Genomic DNA, 19049 nt, shown 5'->3' on the forward strand with positions numbered 1-19049 from the left:
CCCCCTGGGGCACCGAATCCCCTCGGGTCCGGGGAAGCCGCCCGACCCCTTCGCACCCCGGAAGGAACCGAACCCCATGGCCATGGACGCCATCTCCGTCATCCGCACCAAGCGGGACCGCGGCGAGCTCAGCGGCGAGCAGATCGACTGGGTGATCGACGCGTACACCCGCGGGGAGGTCGCCGACGAGCAGATGTCCGCGCTCGCGATGGCCATCCTCATCAACGGCATGAACCGGGGGGAGATCGCCCGCTGGACCGCGGCGATGATCGCCTCCGGCGAGCGCATGGACTTCTCGTCCCTGTCCCGCCCCACCGCCGACAAGCACTCCACGGGCGGCGTCGGCGACAAGATCACGCTGCCGCTGGCCCCGCTGGTCGCGGCCTGCGGCGCGGCCGTCCCGCAGCTCTCGGGCCGCGGCCTCGGCCACACCGGCGGCACGCTGGACAAGCTGGAGTCGATCCCCGGCTGGCGGGCGATGCTGTCCAACGAGGAGATGCTGTCCGTGCTGGACGGCGTCGGCGCGGTGATCTGCGCGGCGGGCGACGGTCTGGCGCCCGCGGACAAGAAGCTGTACGCCCTGCGCGACGTGACCGGCACGGTCGAGGCGATCCCGCTGATCGCCTCCTCCATCATGTCCAAGAAGATCGCCGAGGGCACCGGCTCGCTGGTCCTCGACGTGAAGGTGGGCACCGGCGCCTTCATGAAGACCCTCGACGACGCCCGTGAGCTGGCCTCCACGATGGTCGGCCTGGGCACCGACCACGGTGTGCGGACCGTCGCCCTCCTGACCGACATGTCGACCCCGCTCGGCCTGACGGCGGGCAACGCGCTGGAGGTCCGCGAGTCGGTCGAGGTCCTGGCCGGCGGCGGCCCCGCGGACGTGGTCGAACTGACCCTGGCCCTGGCGCGCGAGATGCTGGACGCGGCCGGCCTGAAGGACGCGGACCCGGCGAAGGCCCTGGCCGACGGCTCGGCGATGGACGTCTGGCGCCGCATGATCGCGGCCCAGGGCGGCGACCCCGACGCCCCGCTGCCCACCTCCCGGGAACAGCACGTGATCACGGCTCCGTCCTCCGGCGTCCTGACCCGCCTCGACGCCTACGACGTCGGTGTCGCCGCCTGGCGCCTGGGCGCCGGCCGCGCCCGCAAGGAGGACCCGGTCCAGGCGGCCGCGGGCGTCGAACTGCACGCCAAGCCCGGCGACCTGGTGACCGAGGGCCAGCCCCTCCTGACCCTCCACACGGACACCCCCGAGCGCTTCGAGTACGCGCTCCAGTCGGTCGAGGGCTCGTACGACATCGCAGCCCCCGGCACGGACTTCACCGCCTCGCCGGTGGTGCTGGAACGTATCGCCTGACCTGTACTTTCCTCGTTCGGGGGAACGGGATCGGTGGACCTCCACCGGTCCCGTTCCTCATGCTGGGATCGGTGACGCACCCCACAGGAGATCGCCATGAACGAACTCACCGTCAGCCATGACCCCGAGCAGAGCTGGGACGACCTCGTCCGGTTCTGGGAGGAGATGGAATGGCCCGAGGGCAGCAAGGTGGAGATCATCGAGGGGATCATCACCGTGTCACCTGCTCCCGCGTACCGCCACAACGTGATCGCGGCCCGCATCCAGCGTCGCCTTTACTCCGTGATCCCCGAGGACTGGGAGATCTTCCAGACGCTGGCGATCGCCGTGCCGTCGCGACTGGGGATGCTCATCCCGGACCTTGTGGTGGCCCCGGTGAGGGAGCACACGGAGGCGGACACCCATATCCCGGCCGCCTTGGCCGAACTCGTGGTCGAGGTGACCTCCAAGTCCAACGCCCGGCACGATCGGATCAGCAAGCCCGCCGCCTACGCCACGGCCGGCATCCCTTTCTACCTCCTTGTTGACCGCTGGGGCCCCGACGGCCCCACCGCCACGCTCTACGGAGAGCCCAAGGGTGATGTGTACCGCCCGCTGAGCAGCGTGAAGTTCGGTGAGGCGCTCAAGCTCCCCAGCCCCTTCGATCTCGTCATCGACACCACCGACTTCCCCGTCGACTGACGGTCGTCACCCCAGCAGCGCCGCGACCGTCACCAGTACCGGCACCGACAGGATCGTCGACAGGAGGATGGAGTCGCGGGCCAGGGACTCGCCGACGCGGTAGCGGCTCGCGTAGGTGAAAAGGTTCTGGGCGGCGGGCAGGGCCGAGGTCACCACCACGTCCAGCAGGGGTGCCCCGCTCAGGCCGAAGACGCCTGCCGCCAGGGCCCAGGCCGCCAGGGGCTGGCCCGCCGACTTCAGGGCGACGGCGAGCAGCACCGGGTGGCGGTCGCTGCCGCGGCCGGGCGCCGCGCTGCCGCGCAGGGAGATGCCGTAGGCCAGCAGGACGGCCGGGACCGACATGTTGCCGATCAGGGTGATCGGGTCCATGACCGGAGCGGGCACCCGCAGGCCGCTCGCCGAGACCAGGACCCCGCTCAGGGAGCCCACCGCGACCGGGTTGCGCAGCGGGGTGAGCAGGCGCCGCCACAGGGAGCCCTTCTCGCCCGGCCCGGAGAGGTCGAGCACCGTCAGGGCGATGGGCGTGACCATGATCTGCTGGAACAGCAGGACCGGGGCCACCAGGGACGCGTCGCCCAGGACGTACACGGCGATCGGGATGCCGAGGTTGCCGGAGTTGACGTAGCTGGAGCACAGGGCGCCGATCGTGGTGCGGCCCACGCCCCAGCGCCGTACCGCGCCGAACGCCACGAAGACGCCCGCCGCCGCGGCCGTGCTCATCGCCGTCACCAGCAGCCGGCTGGAGAAGATCACCGACAGGTCGGCCCGCGCGAGTGTCGTGAACAACAGGGCGGGCGAGGCGACGTGGAAGGCCAGCCTGGTCAGCACCTCGCGGCCCTGGTCGCCGAGGGAGCCGCGGCGTCCGATCACGTAGCCGACGCCGATCACCGCCGCGATCAACGCGAACCCGCTCAGCACCCCCCGCACACGGCCTCCTCCGTGGGCAGGAGGCCGTCGGGTATCCAGGGCGGTGCTGATCCAAGGGGCATACGGCCACCCTCCGGGGAGGGCGTGGAGCAGGTCAATGTGATCTTCGGCGGGCCTTCGGCTCCCGGTCCCCGATGAGTTGTGCCCGGCAGCGGGGTCTACAGACCGTGGATGCCAGGACACCTGCCGTGCTCGTGCTCGCCGGCCCCGTCACCCGGGAGGAGACGGCGGGGCTGTGCGCGGACGTGCGGGTCCTGCTCGAGAAGACCCGGGCCGGAGTCGTGGTGTGCGACGTCGGGGGCCTCGGACCGCCGGGGCTAGGCGTGGTCGACCTACTGGCGCGGCTTCAGCTGACCGCCCGCCGGGCCGGCGGCCGCATCCGGCTGCGTGACCCCGATCCCGCGCTGGACGCCCTCCTCGGTCTGGTCGGTCTCTCCTTCGAGATGGAGCGGCAGCCCGAACAGCGGGAACCACCGCTGGGTGTCGAGGAAGCAGTGGAACCCGGTGATACGGCCCTCTGACATCTCCAGGACCTGCACCGCCCACGGGCTGAAGCCGCCCTTCTCCGGGTCGGGCTTGTACTGGGCGAAGCCCGGCAGCCCGTTGGCCCGCACCGGCAGCAGCCGGGAGCCCGCGCAGGCCGCGCCCAGCGTCGTCATGAAGCCCGTGATGTCGGACGGACCCGTCAGCCACAGGTCGAACGGTGGCATCGTCATCACCGCGTCCTCGTGCAGCAGTGCGGTCAGCTCCGCCATGTCGTACCCCTCGAACGCCTTCACATAGCGCTCAAGGAGCCTTTGCTGGTCCTCGTCCAGCGGGTCCGAGACGGCCGCCTCGGCGGCCTTGTCGCCCCGCTCGGCGAGCGTGGCGCGCGCCCGCTGCAGGGCGCTGTTGACCGAGGCGACCGATGTGCCCAGCAGCTCGGCGACCTCGCTCGCCCGCCAGGCCAGCACCTCGCGCAGGATCAGCACGGCCCGCTGCTTGGGCGGCAGTTGCTGCAACGCGGCCATGAAGGCGAGCCGCACCGACTCCTTGGTGACGGCCGCCTCCGCCGGATCCTCGACCGGGGGCAGCACGCGGGCGTCCGGCATCGGTTCCAGCCATGTGTGGTCCGGGCGCGGGGACAGCGCCGCGCGGGACAGCGGCGTGGACTCGGTCAGGTCCATCGGCCGGGCCCGCTTGCTGCCCGCCGCCAGCATGTCCAGGCAGACGTTCGTGGCGATGCGGTACAGCCACGAGCGCAGGCTGGAGCGCCCCTCGAACTTGTCGAAACTCCGCCAGGCCCGTACCAGGGTGTCCTGGACCGCGTCCTCCGCCTCGAAGGACGAGCCGAGCATGCGGTAGCAGTAACCGGTCAGTTCGACCCGGTACTCCTCCAACCGCTGGTCGAGCCCCGTCGTCGCCGTCGTGCCGTTTCCCATCGTCCACCCGCCCCCCGTGGCCGTCCCGTCCATGTCCGCGCGCCTCTCACGCCCAACACTCCGGAAGCTACCGCAGCCCACTGACAACGGCCCCTGGAGCGAAAGAACCCCCAGGTCAGGAGGGCGCGTGCCCGGGTCCGGCACGCCGCCGTCCGGGACAGGCCCTCCGGGCGGGGGCGAGCAGCTCCCCGTACGGGGCCCGCCGCGTGACCTTCACCGGAGGCGACGGAAGGCGCCGCCCCCGGCCGACAGACAGGCGCCCGCCGTGGCTGAGTGGCCCGGCTTTCGGCACCTGCCGTGGCCCAGCGGTGCGGCTTCCGCGCGGCTGGGCTGTCCGGCGCCCGGCGGCGAGGACTTCGGTGCCCGGCCCCGGGCTCCCGCCGTGGCTGAGCGGCGCGGCGTCCGGCCGTGACGGGCGGGGCGGCTATGCCGGTACCGGATCCCGGCGGGCCGCGGCCCTTGCCGCGTGGGAGCCGGGATCTGTGATCGTGGGCGACGCCCAGGACGGCTGAATGGCCGGGCTCGTGCCGTGGCTGAGTGGCCCGCTTTCGGCACCCGCCGTGGCCCGGCGGTGCGGCTTCCGCGCGGCTGGGCTGTCCGGCGCCCGGCGGCGAGGGCTTCGGTGCCCGGCCCCCGGGCTCCCGCCGTGGGGGAGTGGCCCGGCACCTGGCCACGGTGGCCGGTCCGGCTCCTCGGCGCGGCTGCGACGGCTCGGCGCCCGGCCCCGGGTTCCCGCCGCGGCTGAGTGGCGTGGCGTCCGGCACCCCGCCGTGGCTGAGCGGTCCGGATCCCCACCGTGGCGAGTCGTCCGGTGTCCGGCCGTGGCGGGCGGTCCGGCGCGGCTGCGCCGGTACCGGATCCCGGTCGCGGTTACGCCGGTACCGGATTCCGGCGGGCCGCGGTCCTTGCCGCGTGGGAGCCGAGTGCGGTGATCGTGACGACGCCCAGGACGGCGAGCAGGCCGACTCCGACCGTTCCCGGCCAGCCCTGTGCGTGGAAGGCCATGGCGCCCACCGTGCTGCCGGCGCTGGAGCCGACGTAGTAGGCGGACTGGTAGAGCGCCGAGGCCTGGGCACGGCCGTGTGTCGCCATCCGGCTGACCGCCGAGGAGGCGACCGCGTGGCCGGCGAAGAAGCCCGCGGTGATCAGGACCAGGCCCAGCAGGACCAGCGCGACCGAGTCCGCCAGGGACACCAGCAGACCCGCCGCCGTCATGGCGCCCGCCAGGTACAGGGCGCCCCTGCGGCCCAGGCGGCCGACCAGCCGCCCCGCCGTCGACGCGGACACCGTGCCCACCAGGTACACCAGGAAGATCGAGCCGACGATGCCCTGCGGCAGGGAGAACGGCGCCTCGGTCAGGCGGTAGCCGATCACCGTGTAGACCCCGCCGAACACCGTCATGAACAGCGCGCCGATCACGTACAGGCGGCGCAGCAGCGGATCGGCGAGGTGGTCGCGGACCGAGCGCGCCAGCACCCGCGGGCGCAGCGAGCCCGCCCTGAAGTGCCGCGGCGCGGGAAGCAGCAGCCGGAAGGCCACCGCGCAGCCCACCGCGATCACCCCGACCACTCCTACGGCCACCCGCCAGCCCCACTCCTGGGCGACCCAGCCGGTGATGACCCGGCCGCTCATGCCGCCCACGCTGTTGCCGGCCACGAACAGGCCGATGGCGGTGACCAGGGCCCGCGGCCGGACCTCCTCGGCCAGATACGCCTGCGCCGAGGCGGGCAGCCCCGCGAGGGCGGCGCCCTGGAGCGCCCGCAGCACCACCAGCGCGCCCAGCGACGGCGCGAACGGCACCAGCAGCCCGACGACCACCGCGACCGCCAGCGAGGCCGTCATGACCGTACGCCGCCCGAAACGCTCCGACAGCGCGCTCGCCGGGAGCACGAACAGCGCCAGGCCGCCCGTCGCGGCGGCCACCGTCCAGCTCGCGTCGCTCGCCGCCACGTGGAACTCGCCGGAGATCAGCGGCAGCAGGGCCTGCGTGGAGTACAGCAGCGCGAAGGTGGCGACACCGGCGAGGAAGAGGGCGAGGCTCATCCGGCGGTAGCCGGGGCCGCCCGGGGTCATACGGGAGTCGGAGTCGGGGACTGAGGCGACGGCGCCCGTGGCGGTGGGCGCCCCGGTATCGGCGGGAGTCATGCGTCGACCGTAGGAAGGCCCACACTCATCCGTCCAATGCATGGACTCGGCATAATCGTTCCCATGGTGCATCAGCCGAGGTCGCAGCCGCGTCTGTCACAGACCGGTGACACAGAAGACATCGTCGCGTCGCTGGCGCCCCGCCTCGCGCACTTCGCCGGCGTGGCCCGTACCGAGCACGTCACCCGGGCCGCGCAGGAGATGAGGGTGCCGCAGTCGACGCTCTCGCGGGCCATGGTCCGGCTGGAGCAGGACCTCGGCGTCGACCTCTTCGCCCGCCGGGGCCGCACGGTCTCCCTGACCCCCGCGGGCCGCACCTTCCTCACCTCCGTGCAACGCGCCCTCGCGGAGATCGAGCGCGCCGCCGAGGAGGTACGCGCCGACGCCGACCCGGCCACCGGCAAGGTCGCCTTCGGCTTCCTGCACACCATGGGCGCCGAGACGGTGCCCGGCCTCATCCACGCGTTCCGCGCCGACCACCCCCGCGTCCGCTTCAGCCTGGTGCAGAACTACGGCGAGGCCATGCTGGAGGGGCTGCGGGCGGGCGAGCTCGACCTCTGCCTGACGTCCCCCGTGCCGGACGCCCCCGATCTGGTCGCCCGCCGCCTCGACGAGCAGAAGCTGCGCCTGGTCGTGCCCGCCGACCACCGGCTCGCCGCCCGCCGCCGCATCCGCCTGGCCGAGGCCGCCGAGGAGTCCTTCGTGACCCTGGAGCCCGGCTACGGCCTGCGCCGCATCACCGACGCCCTGTGCCGGGAGGCCGGCTTCAAGCCGCGCGTCGCCTTCGAGGGCGAGGAGGCCGAGACCCTGCGCGGCCTGGTCGCGGCGGGTCTCGGGGTCGCCCTGCTGCCCCCGCCGGCCTTCCCCCGCCCGGGAGTCGCCGAACTGACGGTGACGGCCCCGCGCGCGGTGCGGGAGATCGGCGTGGCATGGCTGGAGGGTCACCCGGACACGCCGCCGGTGGCGGCGTTCAAGAGGTTCCTGCTCGCCAAGCGCGGCAGGCTGCTCCCCACCTGACGGCGGACCGCTCCCCGGCTGAAGGCGAGGCTCTGAACGCGAGCCGCTTCCCGCCCGGCCCTACCGCCGCAGCGTCTTCCCGAACCCGGCCGCAAGCGGCATCCGCAGTCCCAGCGGCGGCGGAGCCGCCAGCGCGTCCTGCACCGGCCGCGAGAACACCCGCCCGAACAACGAGCCCATGACGAAGTCGACGGTGAGCGCGAGGACTTCGTCCCGGTACTGACGCAACCCGTGCCCGTCGGCGTGCACTTCGAACCGGCACACGTCCCGGTTCGCCTTCTTCGCCCGCTCCGCGAACCGGAAGGACAGCTCGGGATCGGTCCGTTCGTCGTTCGTGCCGTGCACCATCAGCACCCGGCGCCCGGCGAGCTGCCTGACCGGTTCGGGCGGGGCCGCCATGTCGTCCTCGGGCAGCCAAGGGGCCAGGGCCACCACGGAGTTGACGGTCTCGTGCCCGGCGGCGTGCAGCGCCGCCCGGCCGCCCATGCCGAGACCGGCCAGGCAGACCGGCACGTCCCCGTAGCGCCGGACGACCTCCTCGACCGCCCAGGCGGCGTCCGCGGCCGCATGCGCCTCGGCGCCGTTCCAGCCGCGGTAGCGGTAGTGCACCACGTGCACGGCCAGGCCCTCCTCGCGCCCGGCACGGGCCAGCCGGCGTCCCAGCGCGCGCACCGAGGCGGCCGCCAGCACGGGCGAGGGTCTGCGGCTGGACACCTCCTGGGCGCCAGGGAGCAGCAGCACCGCTCCGCCCGCCGTCCCCGGCTCCGTGCCGAGCGTCCTCCCCAGCCGGGCCGTGCGATCCGGCGTCGCTTGGTGTGCCATGGCAGAACAGTGTCAGAAGCACCGCTGTACGCCACCCGTCCGGGCGGTCACCGTTACATATCGACGGATGTGTACACACGATGATCTACGCGCGTAGGAGTTACAGTGCGGAAATGACGAGCCAGACTGCCCACGAGGGGAACACCCCGAGCTCGGACCAGATCCGCCGGGCGCCCAAGGTTCTGCTGCACGACCACCTCGACGGCGGGCTCCGCCCGGGAACCGTCGTCGACCTGGCCCGCGCGTCGGGCTACTCCCAACTTCCCGAGACCGACCCGGACAAGCTCGGCCTGTGGTTCCGGGAGGCCGCCGACTCCGGCTCGCTGGAACGGTACCTGGAGACGTTCTCGCACACCGTCGGCGTGATGCAGACCCGCGACGCCCTCGTCCGGGTCGCCCGTGAGTGCGCCGAGGACCTCGCCGAGGACGGCGTCGTCTACGCCGAGGTGCGTTACGCCCCCGAGCAGCACCTGGAGGGCGGGCTGAGCCTGGAGGAGGTCGTCGAGGCCGTCAACGAGGGCTTCCGCGAGGGCGAGCGGACCGCCCTGGAGAACGGTCACCGGATCCGGGTCGGCGTCCTGCTGACCGCGATGCGGCACGCGGCCCGCTCCCTGGAGATCGCCGAACTCGCCAACCGCTACCGGGAATCGGGCGTGGTGGGCTTCGACATCGCGGGCGCCGAGGCCGGTTACCCGCCCACCCGGCACCTGGACGCCTTCGAGTACCTGAAGCGGGAGAACAACCACTTCACGATCCATGCCGGCGAGGCCTTCGGACTGCCGTCCATCTGGCAGGCGCTCCAGTGGTGCGGCGCGGACCGCCTCGGGCACGGGGTGCGCATCATCGATGACATCCAGGTCCACGAGGACGGCACGGTCGAACTGGGGCGGCTGGCCTCCTACGTCCGCGACAAGCGCATCCCGCTGGAGCTGTGCCCGAGTTCCAACCTCCAGACCGGGGCGGCGTCCTCGTACGCCGAGCATCCGATCGGGCTGCTGCGCCGACTCCATTTCCGCGCCACGGTCAACACGGACAACCGTCTGATGTCCCACACCAGCATGAGCCGGGAGTTCGAGCAGCTTGTCGAGGCATTCGGATACACGCTCGACGACATGCAGTGGTTCTCCGTCAATGCGATGAAATCAGCATTCATCCCTTTCGATGAACGACTGGCGATGATCAATGACGTGGTCAAGCCGGGATATGCGGCGCTGAAATCCGAATGGCTGTTTCAGCAGACCGTGTCCACCAGGGGTTTCCCTTCCCCGGAAGAGTGACCGGCGGACACGGCGACACGGCCGGGGCCCATATTCCGTCCGTATTTCGATGTTTGCGGCGGACGGCTCGGCGTGTTTACGGTCGTGGACCGCTCAGTTCCCTGTCTTCCACCCAAGGACGCGTTTTCATGAAGCAGTCTGCCGCCAAGTCCCTCGGTGTCGCCGCCCTCGGGGCCGCCTTCGCCGCCGTCGGCGCGGGCGCCGCGAACGCCGCGCCGGCCGTTCCGGACGCCGGCCAGGCACTCGGCACCGTCAACAAGGCGCTCCCGACGGAGAACGTCACGAAGTCGCTGCCCGGGGCCGGCCAGGCGCTGGACCAGGCCAAGCCCGCGGTGCAGTCGGGTCTCGCCGCCGCGCAGCCGGCCGCCCAGGGCCTGCTCCAGAACGGCCCGACCAAGCCGGTCGCCGGTCTGCTCGGCGGCCTGCCGGTGCAGGGCCTGCCCACCCACGGCCTGCCGGTGAACGGGCTGCCGCTGGGCTGAGTCCTGAGCGATCCCCCACCGTGGACACCGGCACGGCTGGGGCGCACCTCCTGTTACAGGGTGCGCCCCAGCCGTGCCGTCGTGTCCGCGGGTGCCGCGTTCACCACGCGCTGCCGGCCGTCTCCTCGGAGGGCAGCAGGATCCACAGCGCGATGTAGACCAGGCACTGCGGGCCCGGCAGCAGGCAGGACAGCAGGAAGATCACGCGCATCGTCGTCGCGGAGGTGCCGAAGCGCCGTGCCAGCGCAGCGCACACTCCGCCGAGTACGCGGCCGTGGGTCGGGCGGGCGAGGGCGGTCATCTCGACTCCTTCGTGGTCTGTCGGTGCGGGGCCTCCCCGTCGGCTGCCCCGTCCTAGTGCCGCGACGGGGCGAACGTTGCCTGTCGCGGCACTGGTTCCACGTTACGGAGACGAAGGGGGCAGAGCGTCGCTCCACGGGCCGAGGCCGACCCTGGGAATCGTCGGGGTCCGCCCATGAGAAGGGTCCTCCTGGCGGGGGGCCGGCCGTTCCTCACGCTCCGCCCCGCGGCGGAGGCGGGAGCGGCCCGCGGGGACGACCGCGAGGTGGGCGAGGGCCACGCCCACGGTGTTCAGCAGGAGCGCGTCGACGTCCACCACTCGGCCCGGTACGCCGGTCTGCAGCAGGGCGATGCCCAGGGACGCCAGGGCGCCGGCGGCGACCGTGCGGATCAGGGAGCCGACCGGAGAGACGCGGAGGCAGCCGTGCGTCATCGGCAGCAGTACGCCCAGCGGCGCGAGCAGCGCCAGTCCCTCGCCGATGCGCCGGGCCGCCTCGGGCCAGCCCAGTGCCAGGTCGGCCCGGACGGTGGCGAGCGGACGCAGATTGGGCGGCGTCACCCAGGGAACGTCCAGCGGGCGCAGCGTGAGCCAGGCGACGAGCGCGAGGTGGGCGACGAGGAGGACACCCCCTGTCACACGGACGTGGATCGCGGCGCTGCCGCGGTTGGAGCCTTGACGCTGCACGCCACACAAGACGCACCCCCCGGCACGATCGGTTCCGGCCGGACCCCCCACTGACAGGTGAGTGCTGCGCCACACCCGGTGTCGTCCCCACGTGCCGGCCCTGGAGCGATGGCGCCCCGCAGCGACGCCGCTCCCGCGCGCCGCACCTGCCTCAGCCGTCCGCCACCTGGGTCGACGGGGGCAGGGCCCCGCCCGGGCGGGAGCGGAGTTCTCCGGTGCACTCGTAGCGGCGCAGGGCCGTGTCGTCCGGGCCGCCGAGGACGACGGAGCCGTCGCCCTCGGCGGCGGCCGAGTCGGACAGGGTGCACACGATCTGGGCGAGGGCGTACGGGGAGAGACCGGCCGGCGCGCTGCTCAGCCGGAGCGTGTCGGCGGGGTCACGGGGGCGCGGCCCCTCGACCCTCAGACCGCCCGGGACGTGCGTGGTGTAGCCGGCCGCCTTCTCGCCGGGCGACGGCGGCGCGGCGAGCTGGTCGAGCAGCCCCTGGGCCACGATCACCCGCCGCCGCGAGTCCGCGGCGCCCTCCGGCACCCGCACCGTCCGGTCGACGGTGACCAGCGACGAGCCGCACAGCAGGAACACCTGGACGGGCATGCCGCGCGAGGACTGGACGGTCACGTCGGGCTGGGACAGCGAGCAGGGCACGCGGGAGGGCGCGCCGCCGAAGTCCGTGGGCACCTCGGTGGGCCGGATCCCGCACCCGGCGAGCAGCAGGCCGAGGGCGGTCAGCGCCGCCGGCAGAAGTCGGCGTGCGTTCATCGGGCGGCTCCCTTCGAGCCCTTGGCCCCGTCCCGGTCCCGCTCGGTCTGCTCCCGCTCGCTCCGCTCCGCTGCGAGCGCGGAGGCGTCCTGCGGCAGCCGCAGCGTGAACACGGCCCCGCCGTCGGGCGAGTTGGCCGCGGTGATGTCACCGCCGTGGATGTGCGCGTTGTTCAGGGCGATGGACAGCCCGAGGCCGCTGCCCTCGGAGCGCGGCCGGGACGCGCTCGCCTTGTAGAAGCGGTCGAAGACGTGCGGCAGCACGTCCTCGGGGATGCCCGGTCCGTGGTCGCGCACCTCGATGACGATCTCGGCGGGCCGCTCCGCCTCTGCGGCCGACTCGCGCACCGACACCCGTACCGGCGAGCCGCCGTGCTTCAGCGCGTTGCCGATGAGGTTGGCGAGGATGACGTCCAGACGGCGCGGGTCGAGCCGGGCGTGGATGCCGCGCTCGGCGTCCAGCTCGACCGCGTCCAGCCAGGCGCGGGCGTCGATGCAGGCGGTGATCTGGTCGGCGATGTCGACGTCGTCCAGGACCAGCCGGGCCGTGCCCGCGTCGAAGCGGGTGACCTCCATCAGGTTCTCGACCAGGTCGTTCAGCCGCCGGGTCTCGCTGACGACGAGCCGGACCGCCGGTTCGATCATCGGGTCGAGGCCGCCGCCCTCGGAGTCCAGCTCCTCCTCCAGCACCTCCGTCACGGCGGTGATGGCGGTCAGCGGCGTACGCAGCTCATGGCTCATGTCCGCGACGAAGCGGCGGGAGGACTCGTCGCGGGCCGCCATGTCGGCGACCCGTTTCTCCAGCGCCTCGGCCGCCTTGTTGAACGTCCGGGACAGATCGGCGAGCTCGTCGGTGCCGGACACCCGCAGCCGGGTGTCGAGCCTGCCCTCGCCGAGCCTGCGCGCGGCGACCCCCAGCCGGTGCACCGGCTTCAGCACCGTCGTGGCGGCGGCCTGGGCGAGCAGGGCGGCACCGATGAGGGCAAGGCCGGTGGCGATGCCCAGGGACCAGGCCAGCGAGTTGAGGTCCTTGGCCTCCGGCTCCAGCGACTTGAGCATGTAGCCGGTAGGACCGCCGCCGATCACGCGCGTGCCGGCCACCAGGTACGGGGTGCCGTGTATGACGATCCGCTGCCAGTACAGGTGGTACGGCGCCTTGTTGGCCGAGGAGAGCGGCTGCTGCCTGTTCACCGCGGTGCGCAGCGAGGTGGGCACGTCCTCCAGCGAGAAGCCGTTCAGGCCGGCGGAGTTGCCGTACAGCGTCCTGCCGTTCGCGTCCTGGCCGACAAGGAGCACGCTGAAGCGCCGGCTGCTGCCGGCCATCTGTCCGGCGGTGTGCTGGAGCTGGTCCTGCGTGGTGTGCACCGGCAGCGCGCCCGCGCGGTTCTGCACCTCCTGCTGGAAGTCGCGCAGCGCCGCGTCCTGGGCGCGGGTCAGCACCGCCTCGCGGTTGAGCCAGTACGCGATCCCGGACGCCGACACGGCCGCGGTCAGCGCGACCAGCGCGAAGACGACGACCAGCCGCAGTCGCAGACTGGTGAACCGCAGCCGGGACAGTGTCCCCTTGTTGCGTTCCGAGTCCCAGCTCCGGAGCCCGCCCTGCTCGTCCGTCACTGAGGCGCGTCCAGGCGGTAACCGACACCGCGCACGGTACGGATCAGCGTCGGGGACGAGGGCACGTCCTCCACCTTGGCGCGCAGCCGCTGCACACAGGCGTCCACCAGCCGGGAGTCACCGAGGTAGTCGTGCTCCCACACCAGCCGCAGCAACTGCTGCCGGGACAGCGCCTGCCCGGGCCGGCGGCTCAGCTCCAGCAGCAGTCTCAGCTCGGTCGGGGTGAGCTGGAGGTCCTCGCCGTTCTTCGTCACGGTCATCGCCGCCCGGTCGATGACGAGGCTGCCGAAGGTCGCCGAGTCGTTCGCCTCCCGCTCGCCGCGCCGCAGCACGGCCCGGATCCGGGCGTCCAGCACCCTCCCCTGCACGGGTTTGACCACGTAGTCGTCGGCACCGGACTCCAGTCCGACCACCACGTCGATGTCGTCGCTGCGCGCGGTGAGCAGAATGATCGGCAGCTGGTCCGTGCGCCGGATGCGCCGGCACACCTCGAACCCGTCGATGCCGGGCAGCATCACGTCCAGCACGATCAGGTCCGGCCGCTGCTCGCGCAGCAGCTTCAGACCGTCCTCGCCGCTGGCAGCGGTGGCCACCCGGTGTCCCTGGCGCGTCAGTGAGAGCTCCAGGGCCGTTCGGATGGCGTCGTCGTCCTCGATCAGCAACAGGGAAGGCACGGACCTCATTCTGGCGCATGCGGGGTCGCTGTTTCGACACCCGTACGGCGACCTGCGCGCGGTAACGGGTTCCCGGCCCCTGTGACAGGTCTGTGACAGTCGGCGGACACGGCCATGAAGTGACCACGGCAAGATTTTCGGCACGGGGCAAGGAAGCAGGACGGAACCGGGACTCCACGACGGGGGGCGCGAATGAACACGCTGCACAGCACCAGCCACAGCGCAGTGGTCACGCGTCTGCACGACATGGCCCGGTCTCCGGAGAAGTCCGGTGCCGTGAGCGGGCGGGGGTGCGCTCGCGGCACCGGGCGTCAGCACACCGCGCATGCGCCGCAGGGGCTTCCGCCCCGCATGACGGTGGTTGACGCGAACACGGGGGAAACACACGGGGGAACCGCGTACGGGGAGGGCTCGGGGGAGCGCCGCGCGCTGTCGGAGGCGGAGTTCACCGCCTACGTCCAGGAGCGCCGCGCCTCCCTGTACGCAACCGCCTACCACCTCACCGGCGACCGCTTCGAGGCCGAGGACCTGCTGCAAAGCGCGCTGTTCTCGACCTACCGGGCGTGGGACCGGATCAGTGACAAGGCGGCCGTCGGCGGATACCTCCGCCGCACCATGACCAATCTGCACATCAGCGCCTGGCGGCGCCGCAAGCTCAACGAGTACCCGACCGAGGAACTGCCGGAGACGCCCGGCGACACGGACGCCATGCGCGGCACCGAGCTGCGCACCGTCCTGTGGCAGGCGCTCGCCCGGCTGCCCGAGCTCCAGCGCACCATGCTGGTCCTGCGTTACTACGAGGGCCGCACGGACCCGGAGATCGCGGACATCCTCGGCATCAGCGTCGGCACGGTGAAGTCCAGCATCTGGCGGTCCCTTCGCCGGCTGCGCGAGGACGAGGTCCTCAGCTTCGGCCGTGACCGTGAGGAGTCCTTCGGCGAGCTGGTCGCCTGACACGACCGAAGGGCAGGGGGAAACGGGGGAAGGGGAAAGACGGGGGGATCCCGGGCCACGGGGACTTGGGGAAGTTCGCGGGACCCGGGGAACACGGGGGAAGTGGGGACACGGGGGAAAGCACGGGGGAACCCACGGGGGAAAGTGGGGGAGCACCAAGGGGAGCGGGGCTGGAGGACCGGGGGGTCTGTCCAGTCCCGCTTTCGTGTCTCCCTTCCGGGCGCCTGTGCCGTACGAGGTCGTACGCCCGTGTCACGTATGCCCGTGTCACGTACGCCGGTTGAGCCGTACGCCGGTCAGGCGGCCGTCCGCGTCTGCGCCTGCCGTCCCGCCGCCGCGGCGGCCAGCCGGCCCAGGGCCTCGTCCCGGTCGCAGGCGCGGGCGCCCAGCGCGATCTGACGGGCCACGATCGAGCGCTCGGCGCGCATCAGCCGCCAGCCGCGGCGCACCAGGAACGGCACCGACTTGCGGCCCTCCTTCAGATCCCGCAGGAAGCGCCGCCGGAACGTCGTGAACGGTCCGCGGTTCAGGCACAGCGCGTCGGCCAGCACGCCGAGTTCCCGGCAGCGTCCCACGATCTCGGCGGCGAAGATGCCCTCCGCGATGTACAGCGGGGTGCGGCCGATGTGCAGGATGTCCTCGCCGGTGCGGGCGCTCAGCGAGATGTCGTACACCGGCACGCTCGTGGTGCCCGTCGCGCACAGCCGGCCGATCGCCGTGACCGCGGCGTCCGCGTCCCAGGAGCCGGGGTGGTCCCAGTCGATGTCCGAACTCCCCGCGACCAGCGGCAGCGTCGGGTCGCCGGCCTCCTTGTAGAAGTCGTCGAGGCGCAGTACGGGCAGTCCGGAGCGGGCGGCGACCAGGGACTTGCCCGAGCCCGAGGGGCCGCACAGCAGCACGACACGGGCGGGAGACGGAGGATGAAGGCTCACGGAACACCAGTTTGACGCATGGTGGCGCGCCTGCCGACCCCGCGGGTCGGCTTTGGAACGTGGGTTACGTCTCAACTACCCTGTGCGCTGTTCTCGTTACCCACCGCATGCGTAAGGCGGCACCAGTCATGGCTCGACACGCGTCCTCCCCCCGTCCCACCGCCCGGCGCGCTCTGGTCGCCGTCGTGACCGCCGGGGCCGCCCTGGGTGTGGGGGCGACGACGGCCTCTGCGGAGATCCTCCCGGGCGGCGGCGAGGGCCGCCTGCTCGGCTCGCTGGGCCGGGCCGACGCGCAGTCGGGCGTGCAGGCGCTGGCCGGCACGGTCGGCCACACCACGGGAACGGTCGCGGCCCTCAAGCCCAACCCGCTCGCGGGCACCGGAGTCGACCCGCTCGACAACGGCGTCGGCACCCAGGTCGCCGACTTCCGGCCGGTCAGCTCGCAGATGCTCACCGGCCCGGTGGCCCAGGCCCCGTCGGTGGGCGCCGTGCCGGTCGTCGGCCAGTTGCTCGGATCGGTGCGCTGACCCGGGCGACCCGAGTGACCCGAGGAACACGGAGAGCCGCGCCTCCCCCGGACGGAGGGGAGACGCGGCTCTCGTTTCGTGCGGGGCGCGTGCGGTGCCCCGCACGGCTCAGTAGGCCGAGCCGGACGCGCCCAGGGAGCCCGTCGGGTGCCAGACCGTCTTGGTCTCCAGGAAGGCCGTCATGCGGTCGATGCCCGGCGTCGCGGCGTGGTCCACAGGTTGTGGACGAAGGACGCGCTTGAGGTTGTCCGCCGCCGCGACCTCCAGCTCCCGCGCCAGTTCCGCGTCGGCGCCCGCGAGGTCGATCGCGTTGACGTCCTGGTGCGCGGCGAGCGGCGCGGCGATCTCCGCCGTACGGCCGGACAGGACGTTCACCACACCGCCCGGCAGGTCGGAGGTGGCCAGCACCTCGCCGAGGGACAGCGCGGGGAGGGGGTGCTTCTCGCTCGCGACCACCACCGCCGTGTTGCCGGTCGCGATCACCGGGGCGATCACCGAGACCAGGCCCAGGAACGACGACTCCTGCGGGGCCAGGACGGTCACCACGCCGGTCGGCTCGGGGGAGGAGAGGTTGAAGTACGGGCCTGCGACCGGGTTTCCGCCGCCCACCACCTGGGCGATCTTGTCGGTCCAGCCCGCGTACCAGACCCAGCGGTCGATCGCCGCGTCCACCTGGGCGGCCGCCCTGGCCTTGGACAGGCCCTCGGCCTCGGCGACCTCGCGGACGAACTGCTCGCGGCGGCCCTCCAGCATCTCGGCGATGCGGTAGAGGATCTGGCCCCGGTTGTACGCGGTCGCGCCGGACCACGCCCCGAACGCCTTGCGCGCGGCCACGACCGCGTCACGGGCGTCCTTGCGGGACGAGCGCGGAACGTTCGCCAGCCAGTTGCCCTTCGCGTCGCTCACCTCGTACACCCGGCCGCTCTCGGAACGCGGGAACTTGCCGCCCACGTACAGCTTGTAGGTCTTGAGGACCGAAAGCCGCGGCTCGGTCGTCGCCCCGGACTTCTCCGACTTCTCAGACATCGAGGTACGCCTCCAGGCCGTGCCGACCGCCCTCGCGGCCGAAGCCCGACTCCTTGTAGCCGCCGAACGGCGAGGTCGGATCGAACTTGTTGAACGTGTTGGACCAGACGACACCGGCGCGCAGCTTGCTCGCCACCGCCAGGATCCGGGAGCCCTTCTCCGTCCAGATGCCCGCCGACAGCCCGTACGGGGTGTTGTTGGCCTTGGCGACGGCCTCGTCCGGGGTGCGGAAGGTGAGGACGGAGAGCACCGGGCCGAAGATCTCGTCCCGGGCGATGGTGTGCGCCTGGGTGACGCCGGTGAACAGCGTCGGGGCGAACCAGTAGCCGCTCTCCGGCAGTTCGCAGGCGGGCGACCAGCGCTCGGCGCCCTCCGCCTCGCCCTGGTCGGCGAGCGCGGTGATCCGGGCCAGCTGCTCGGCGGAGTTGATCGCGCCGATGTCGGTGTTCTTGTCGAGCGGATCGCCCAGGCGCAGGGTGGAGAGCCTGCGCTTGAGGGAGTCCAGCAGCTCGTCGTGGATCGACTCCTGCACCAGCAGCCGCGAGCCCGCGCAGCAGACCTGGCCCTGGTTGAAGAAGATGCCGTTCACGATGCCCTCGACGGCCTGGTCGATCGGCGCGTCGTCGAAGACGATGTTGGCGCCCTTGCCGCCCAGTTCGAGGGTGAGCTTCTTGTCCGTGCCGGCGACCGTGCGCGCGATCGCCTTGCCGACGGCCGTGGAGCCGGTGAAGGCGACCTTGTTCACGTCCGGGTGCGCCACCAGCGCGGCGCCCGCGTCGCCGTAGCCGGGAAGGATGTTGACGACACCCTTCGGCAGGCCCGCCTGGCGGCAGACGTCCGCGAAGAACAGCGCGGAGAGCGGCGTCGTCTCGGCGGGCTTGAGCACCACCGTGTTGCCGGTCGCCAGCGCGGGGGCGATCTTCCACGCCAGCATCAGCAGCGGGAAGTTCCACGGGATGACCTGGCCGGCCACGCCCAGCGGCTTCGGGGCCGGCCCGAAGCCAGCGTGGTCGAGCTTGTCCGCCCAGCCGGCGTAGTAGAAGAAGTGCGCGGCCACCAGGGGCAGGTCCGCGTCCCGGGTCTCCCGGATCGGCTTGCCGTTGTCCAGCGTCTCCAGGACCGCCAGCTCACGGCTGCGCTCCTGGACGATGCGGGCGATGCGGAACAGGTACTTGGCGCGCTCGGAGCCGGGCAGCGCCGACCACTTCACGAAGGCCTTGCGGGCCGCCTTCACCGCGCGGTCCACGTCCGCCTCGCCGGCCTGGGCGACCTCGGACAGCACCTCCTCGGAGCTGGGGGAGACCGTCTTGAAGACCTTGCCGTCGGCCGCCTCGGCGAACTCGCCGTCGATGAACAGGCCGTAGGACGGCGCGATGTCGACGATCGAGCGGGACTCGGGCGCCGGTGCGTATTCGAAGGGGGAAATCTGGTTTTCCGTGTTCATGG

At 72.4% G+C, this 19049-nt stretch carries 19 protein-coding genes and 1 pseudogene; 8 read left to right on the plus strand and 12 right to left on the minus strand.

Annotated features, from left to right (window positions below):
* Nucleotides 1–76: 76 nt before the first annotated feature.
* On the plus strand, nt 77–1360 hold the full coding sequence (locus tag ACF09J_RS09210; RefSeq protein ID WP_392304751.1) for a thymidine phosphorylase: 1284 nt from the start codon (nt 77–79) through the stop codon (nt 1358–1360).
* Between the two features lie 96 nt (nt 1361–1456).
* Nucleotides 1457–2041, plus strand: a complete 585-nt coding sequence (locus tag ACF09J_RS09215; protein WP_392304752.1) for a Uma2 family endonuclease — start codon at nt 1457–1459, stop codon at nt 2039–2041.
* Between the two features lie 6 nt (nt 2042–2047).
* Here ACF09J_RS09215 and ACF09J_RS09220 read toward each other — a convergent pair whose 3' ends face one another.
* Complete coding sequence (locus ACF09J_RS09220) at nt 2048–2968, minus strand: AEC family transporter (protein ID WP_392304753.1); 921 nt, start codon at nt 2966–2968, stop codon at nt 2048–2050.
* Between the two features lie 134 nt (nt 2969–3102).
* Here ACF09J_RS09220 and ACF09J_RS09225 point away from each other — a divergent pair.
* A pseudogene (locus ACF09J_RS09225) lies at nt 3103–3342 on the plus strand (hypothetical protein); the annotation flags it as partial.
* On the opposite strand, the gene ACF09J_RS09230 reads toward ACF09J_RS09225, so the two are convergent.
* Complete coding sequence (locus ACF09J_RS09230) at nt 3301–4389, minus strand: sigma-70 family RNA polymerase sigma factor (RefSeq protein ID WP_392304754.1); 1089 nt, start codon at nt 4387–4389, stop codon at nt 3301–3303. The pseudogene ACF09J_RS09225 and the gene ACF09J_RS09230 sit on opposite strands and share 42 nt — an antisense overlap.
* 870 nt (nt 4390–5259) lie before the next feature.
* Nucleotides 5260–6534 carry an MFS transporter gene (locus tag ACF09J_RS09235; protein WP_392304755.1) on the minus strand — a complete coding sequence of 425 codons (1275 nt, stop codon included), beginning with the start codon at nt 6532–6534 and terminating at the stop codon, nt 5260–5262.
* A 63-nt stretch (nt 6535–6597) separates the two neighbouring features.
* Between ACF09J_RS09235 and ACF09J_RS09240 the strand changes: the two genes are divergently transcribed.
* Nucleotides 6598–7551: a LysR substrate-binding domain-containing protein gene (locus tag ACF09J_RS09240; protein ID WP_392304756.1), complete on the plus strand. Its 954-nt coding sequence runs from the start codon at nt 6598–6600 to the stop codon at nt 7549–7551.
* A gap of 60 nt (nt 7552–7611) precedes the next feature.
* On the opposite strand, the gene ACF09J_RS09245 is transcribed toward ACF09J_RS09240, so the two are convergent.
* Nucleotides 7612–8373 (minus strand): alpha/beta hydrolase, encoded by a 762-nt coding sequence (locus ACF09J_RS09245; protein ID WP_392304757.1) that lies wholly within the window; start codon nt 8371–8373, stop codon nt 7612–7614.
* A gap of 113 nt (nt 8374–8486) precedes the next feature.
* Here ACF09J_RS09245 and ACF09J_RS09250 point away from each other — a divergent pair, with 113 nt between their 5' ends.
* Nucleotides 8487–9650, plus strand: coding sequence for an adenosine deaminase (locus tag ACF09J_RS09250; protein ID WP_392304758.1), 1164 nt, complete (start codon nt 8487–8489; stop codon nt 9648–9650).
* A 128-nt stretch (nt 9651–9778) separates the two neighbouring features.
* Nucleotides 9779–10132, plus strand: a complete 354-nt coding sequence (locus tag ACF09J_RS09255) for an ATP-binding protein (RefSeq protein WP_392304759.1) — start codon at nt 9779–9781, stop codon at nt 10130–10132.
* 100 nt (nt 10133–10232) lie between these two features.
* Here the strand turns inward: ACF09J_RS09255 and ACF09J_RS09260 are convergent, their stop codons facing one another.
* The 5 genes from ACF09J_RS09260 to afsQ1 form a co-directional block, all read right to left on the minus strand.
* On the minus strand, nt 10233–10433 hold the full coding sequence (locus ACF09J_RS09260) for a PspC domain-containing protein (protein ID WP_392304760.1): 201 nt from the start codon (nt 10431–10433) through the stop codon (nt 10233–10235).
* Between the two features lie 102 nt (nt 10434–10535).
* Entirely contained in the window at nt 10536–11117 is a 582-nt protein-coding gene (locus ACF09J_RS09265; RefSeq protein WP_392304761.1) for a VanZ family protein, read from the minus strand.
* 151 nt (nt 11118–11268) lie between these two features.
* Nucleotides 11269–11877, minus strand: a complete 609-nt coding sequence (locus ACF09J_RS09270) for a hypothetical protein (RefSeq protein ID WP_392304762.1) — start codon at nt 11875–11877, stop codon at nt 11269–11271.
* Nucleotides 11874–13490 carry an ATP-binding protein gene (locus ACF09J_RS09275; protein ID WP_392304763.1) on the minus strand — a complete coding sequence of 539 codons (1617 nt, stop codon included), beginning with the start codon at nt 13488–13490 and terminating at the stop codon, nt 11874–11876. The genes ACF09J_RS09270 and ACF09J_RS09275 overlap by 4 nt, the downstream gene beginning before the upstream one ends.
* On the minus strand, nt 13487–14164 hold the full coding sequence (gene afsQ1 / locus ACF09J_RS09280; RefSeq protein ID WP_037868090.1) for a two-component system response regulator AfsQ1: 678 nt from the start codon (nt 14162–14164) through the stop codon (nt 13487–13489). The genes ACF09J_RS09275 and afsQ1 overlap by 4 nt, the downstream gene beginning before the upstream one ends.
* A 192-nt stretch (nt 14165–14356) precedes the next feature.
* Between afsQ1 and ACF09J_RS09285 the strand changes: the two genes are divergently transcribed.
* On the plus strand, nt 14357–15118 hold the full coding sequence (locus ACF09J_RS09285) for a SigE family RNA polymerase sigma factor (protein ID WP_392304764.1): 762 nt from the start codon (nt 14357–14359) through the stop codon (nt 15116–15118).
* A gap of 296 nt (nt 15119–15414) precedes the next feature.
* Here the strand turns inward: ACF09J_RS09285 and ACF09J_RS09290 are convergent, their stop codons facing one another.
* Nucleotides 15415–16050 carry a uridine kinase gene (locus tag ACF09J_RS09290; RefSeq protein WP_392304765.1) on the minus strand — a complete coding sequence of 212 codons (636 nt, stop codon included), beginning with the start codon at nt 16048–16050 and terminating at the stop codon, nt 15415–15417.
* Between the two features lie 128 nt (nt 16051–16178).
* Between ACF09J_RS09290 and ACF09J_RS09295 the strand changes: the two genes are divergently transcribed.
* Nucleotides 16179–16577 (plus strand): hypothetical protein, encoded by a 399-nt coding sequence (locus tag ACF09J_RS09295; RefSeq protein ID WP_392304766.1) that lies wholly within the window; start codon nt 16179–16181, stop codon nt 16575–16577.
* A gap of 108 nt (nt 16578–16685) precedes the next feature.
* Here ACF09J_RS09295 and ACF09J_RS09300 read toward each other — a convergent pair whose 3' ends face one another.
* Together ACF09J_RS09300 and ACF09J_RS09305 are read right to left on the minus strand one after the other, a co-directional pair.
* The gene (locus tag ACF09J_RS09300) at nt 16686–17603 is read right to left on the minus strand and encodes an aldehyde dehydrogenase family protein (protein ID WP_392304767.1); all 918 of its coding nucleotides are present in this window, start codon (nt 17601–17603) and stop codon (nt 16686–16688) included.
* Nucleotides 17596–19047: an aldehyde dehydrogenase family protein gene (locus ACF09J_RS09305; RefSeq protein WP_392304768.1), complete on the minus strand. Its 1452-nt coding sequence runs from the start codon at nt 19045–19047 to the stop codon at nt 17596–17598. Before ACF09J_RS09305 ends, ACF09J_RS09300 begins: the two co-directional genes overlap by 8 nt.
* Nucleotides 19048–19049 lie beyond the last annotated feature (2 nt).

The sequence above is a fragment of the Streptomyces sp. NPDC014889 genome (genome assembly GCF_043081205.1).
GTDB lineage: Bacteria > Actinomycetota > Actinomycetes > Streptomycetales > Streptomycetaceae > Streptomyces.

Coding starts and splice junctions, on each gene's coding strand:
- ACF09J_RS09260 (WP_392304760.1), bottom strand. CDS start 10,433: ATGACCGCCCTCGCCCGCCCGACCCACGGCCGCGTACTCGGCGGAGTG.
- ACF09J_RS09240 (WP_392304756.1), top strand. CDS start 6,598: ATGGTGCATCAGCCGAGGTCGCAGCCGCGTCTGTCACAGACCGGTGAC.
- ACF09J_RS09295 (WP_392304766.1), top strand. CDS start 16,179: ATGGCTCGACACGCGTCCTCCCCCCGTCCCACCGCCCGGCGCGCTCTG.
- ACF09J_RS09235 (WP_392304755.1), bottom strand. CDS start 6,534: ATGACTCCCGCCGATACCGGGGCGCCCACCGCCACGGGCGCCGTCGCC.
- ACF09J_RS09245 (WP_392304757.1), bottom strand. CDS start 8,373: ATGGCACACCAAGCGACGCCGGATCGCACGGCCCGGCTGGGGAGGACG.
- ACF09J_RS09215 (WP_392304752.1), top strand. CDS start 1,457: ATGAACGAACTCACCGTCAGCCATGACCCCGAGCAGAGCTGGGACGAC.
- ACF09J_RS09305 (WP_392304768.1), bottom strand. CDS start 19,047: ATGAACACGGAAAACCAGATTTCCCCCTTCGAATACGCACCGGCGCCC.
- ACF09J_RS09210 (WP_392304751.1), top strand. CDS start 77: ATGGCCATGGACGCCATCTCCGTCATCCGCACCAAGCGGGACCGCGGC.
- ACF09J_RS09270 (WP_392304762.1), bottom strand. CDS start 11,877: ATGAACGCACGCCGACTTCTGCCGGCGGCGCTGACCGCCCTCGGCCTG.
- ACF09J_RS09255 (WP_392304759.1), top strand. CDS start 9,779: ATGAAGCAGTCTGCCGCCAAGTCCCTCGGTGTCGCCGCCCTCGGGGCC.
- ACF09J_RS09285 (WP_392304764.1), top strand. CDS start 14,357: ATGAACACGCTGCACAGCACCAGCCACAGCGCAGTGGTCACGCGTCTG.
- ACF09J_RS09250 (WP_392304758.1), top strand. CDS start 8,487: ATGACGAGCCAGACTGCCCACGAGGGGAACACCCCGAGCTCGGACCAG.
- ACF09J_RS09230 (WP_392304754.1), bottom strand. CDS start 4,389: ATGGGAAACGGCACGACGGCGACGACGGGGCTCGACCAGCGGTTGGAG.
- ACF09J_RS09300 (WP_392304767.1), bottom strand. CDS start 17,603: ATGTCTGAGAAGTCGGAGAAGTCCGGGGCGACGACCGAGCCGCGGCTT.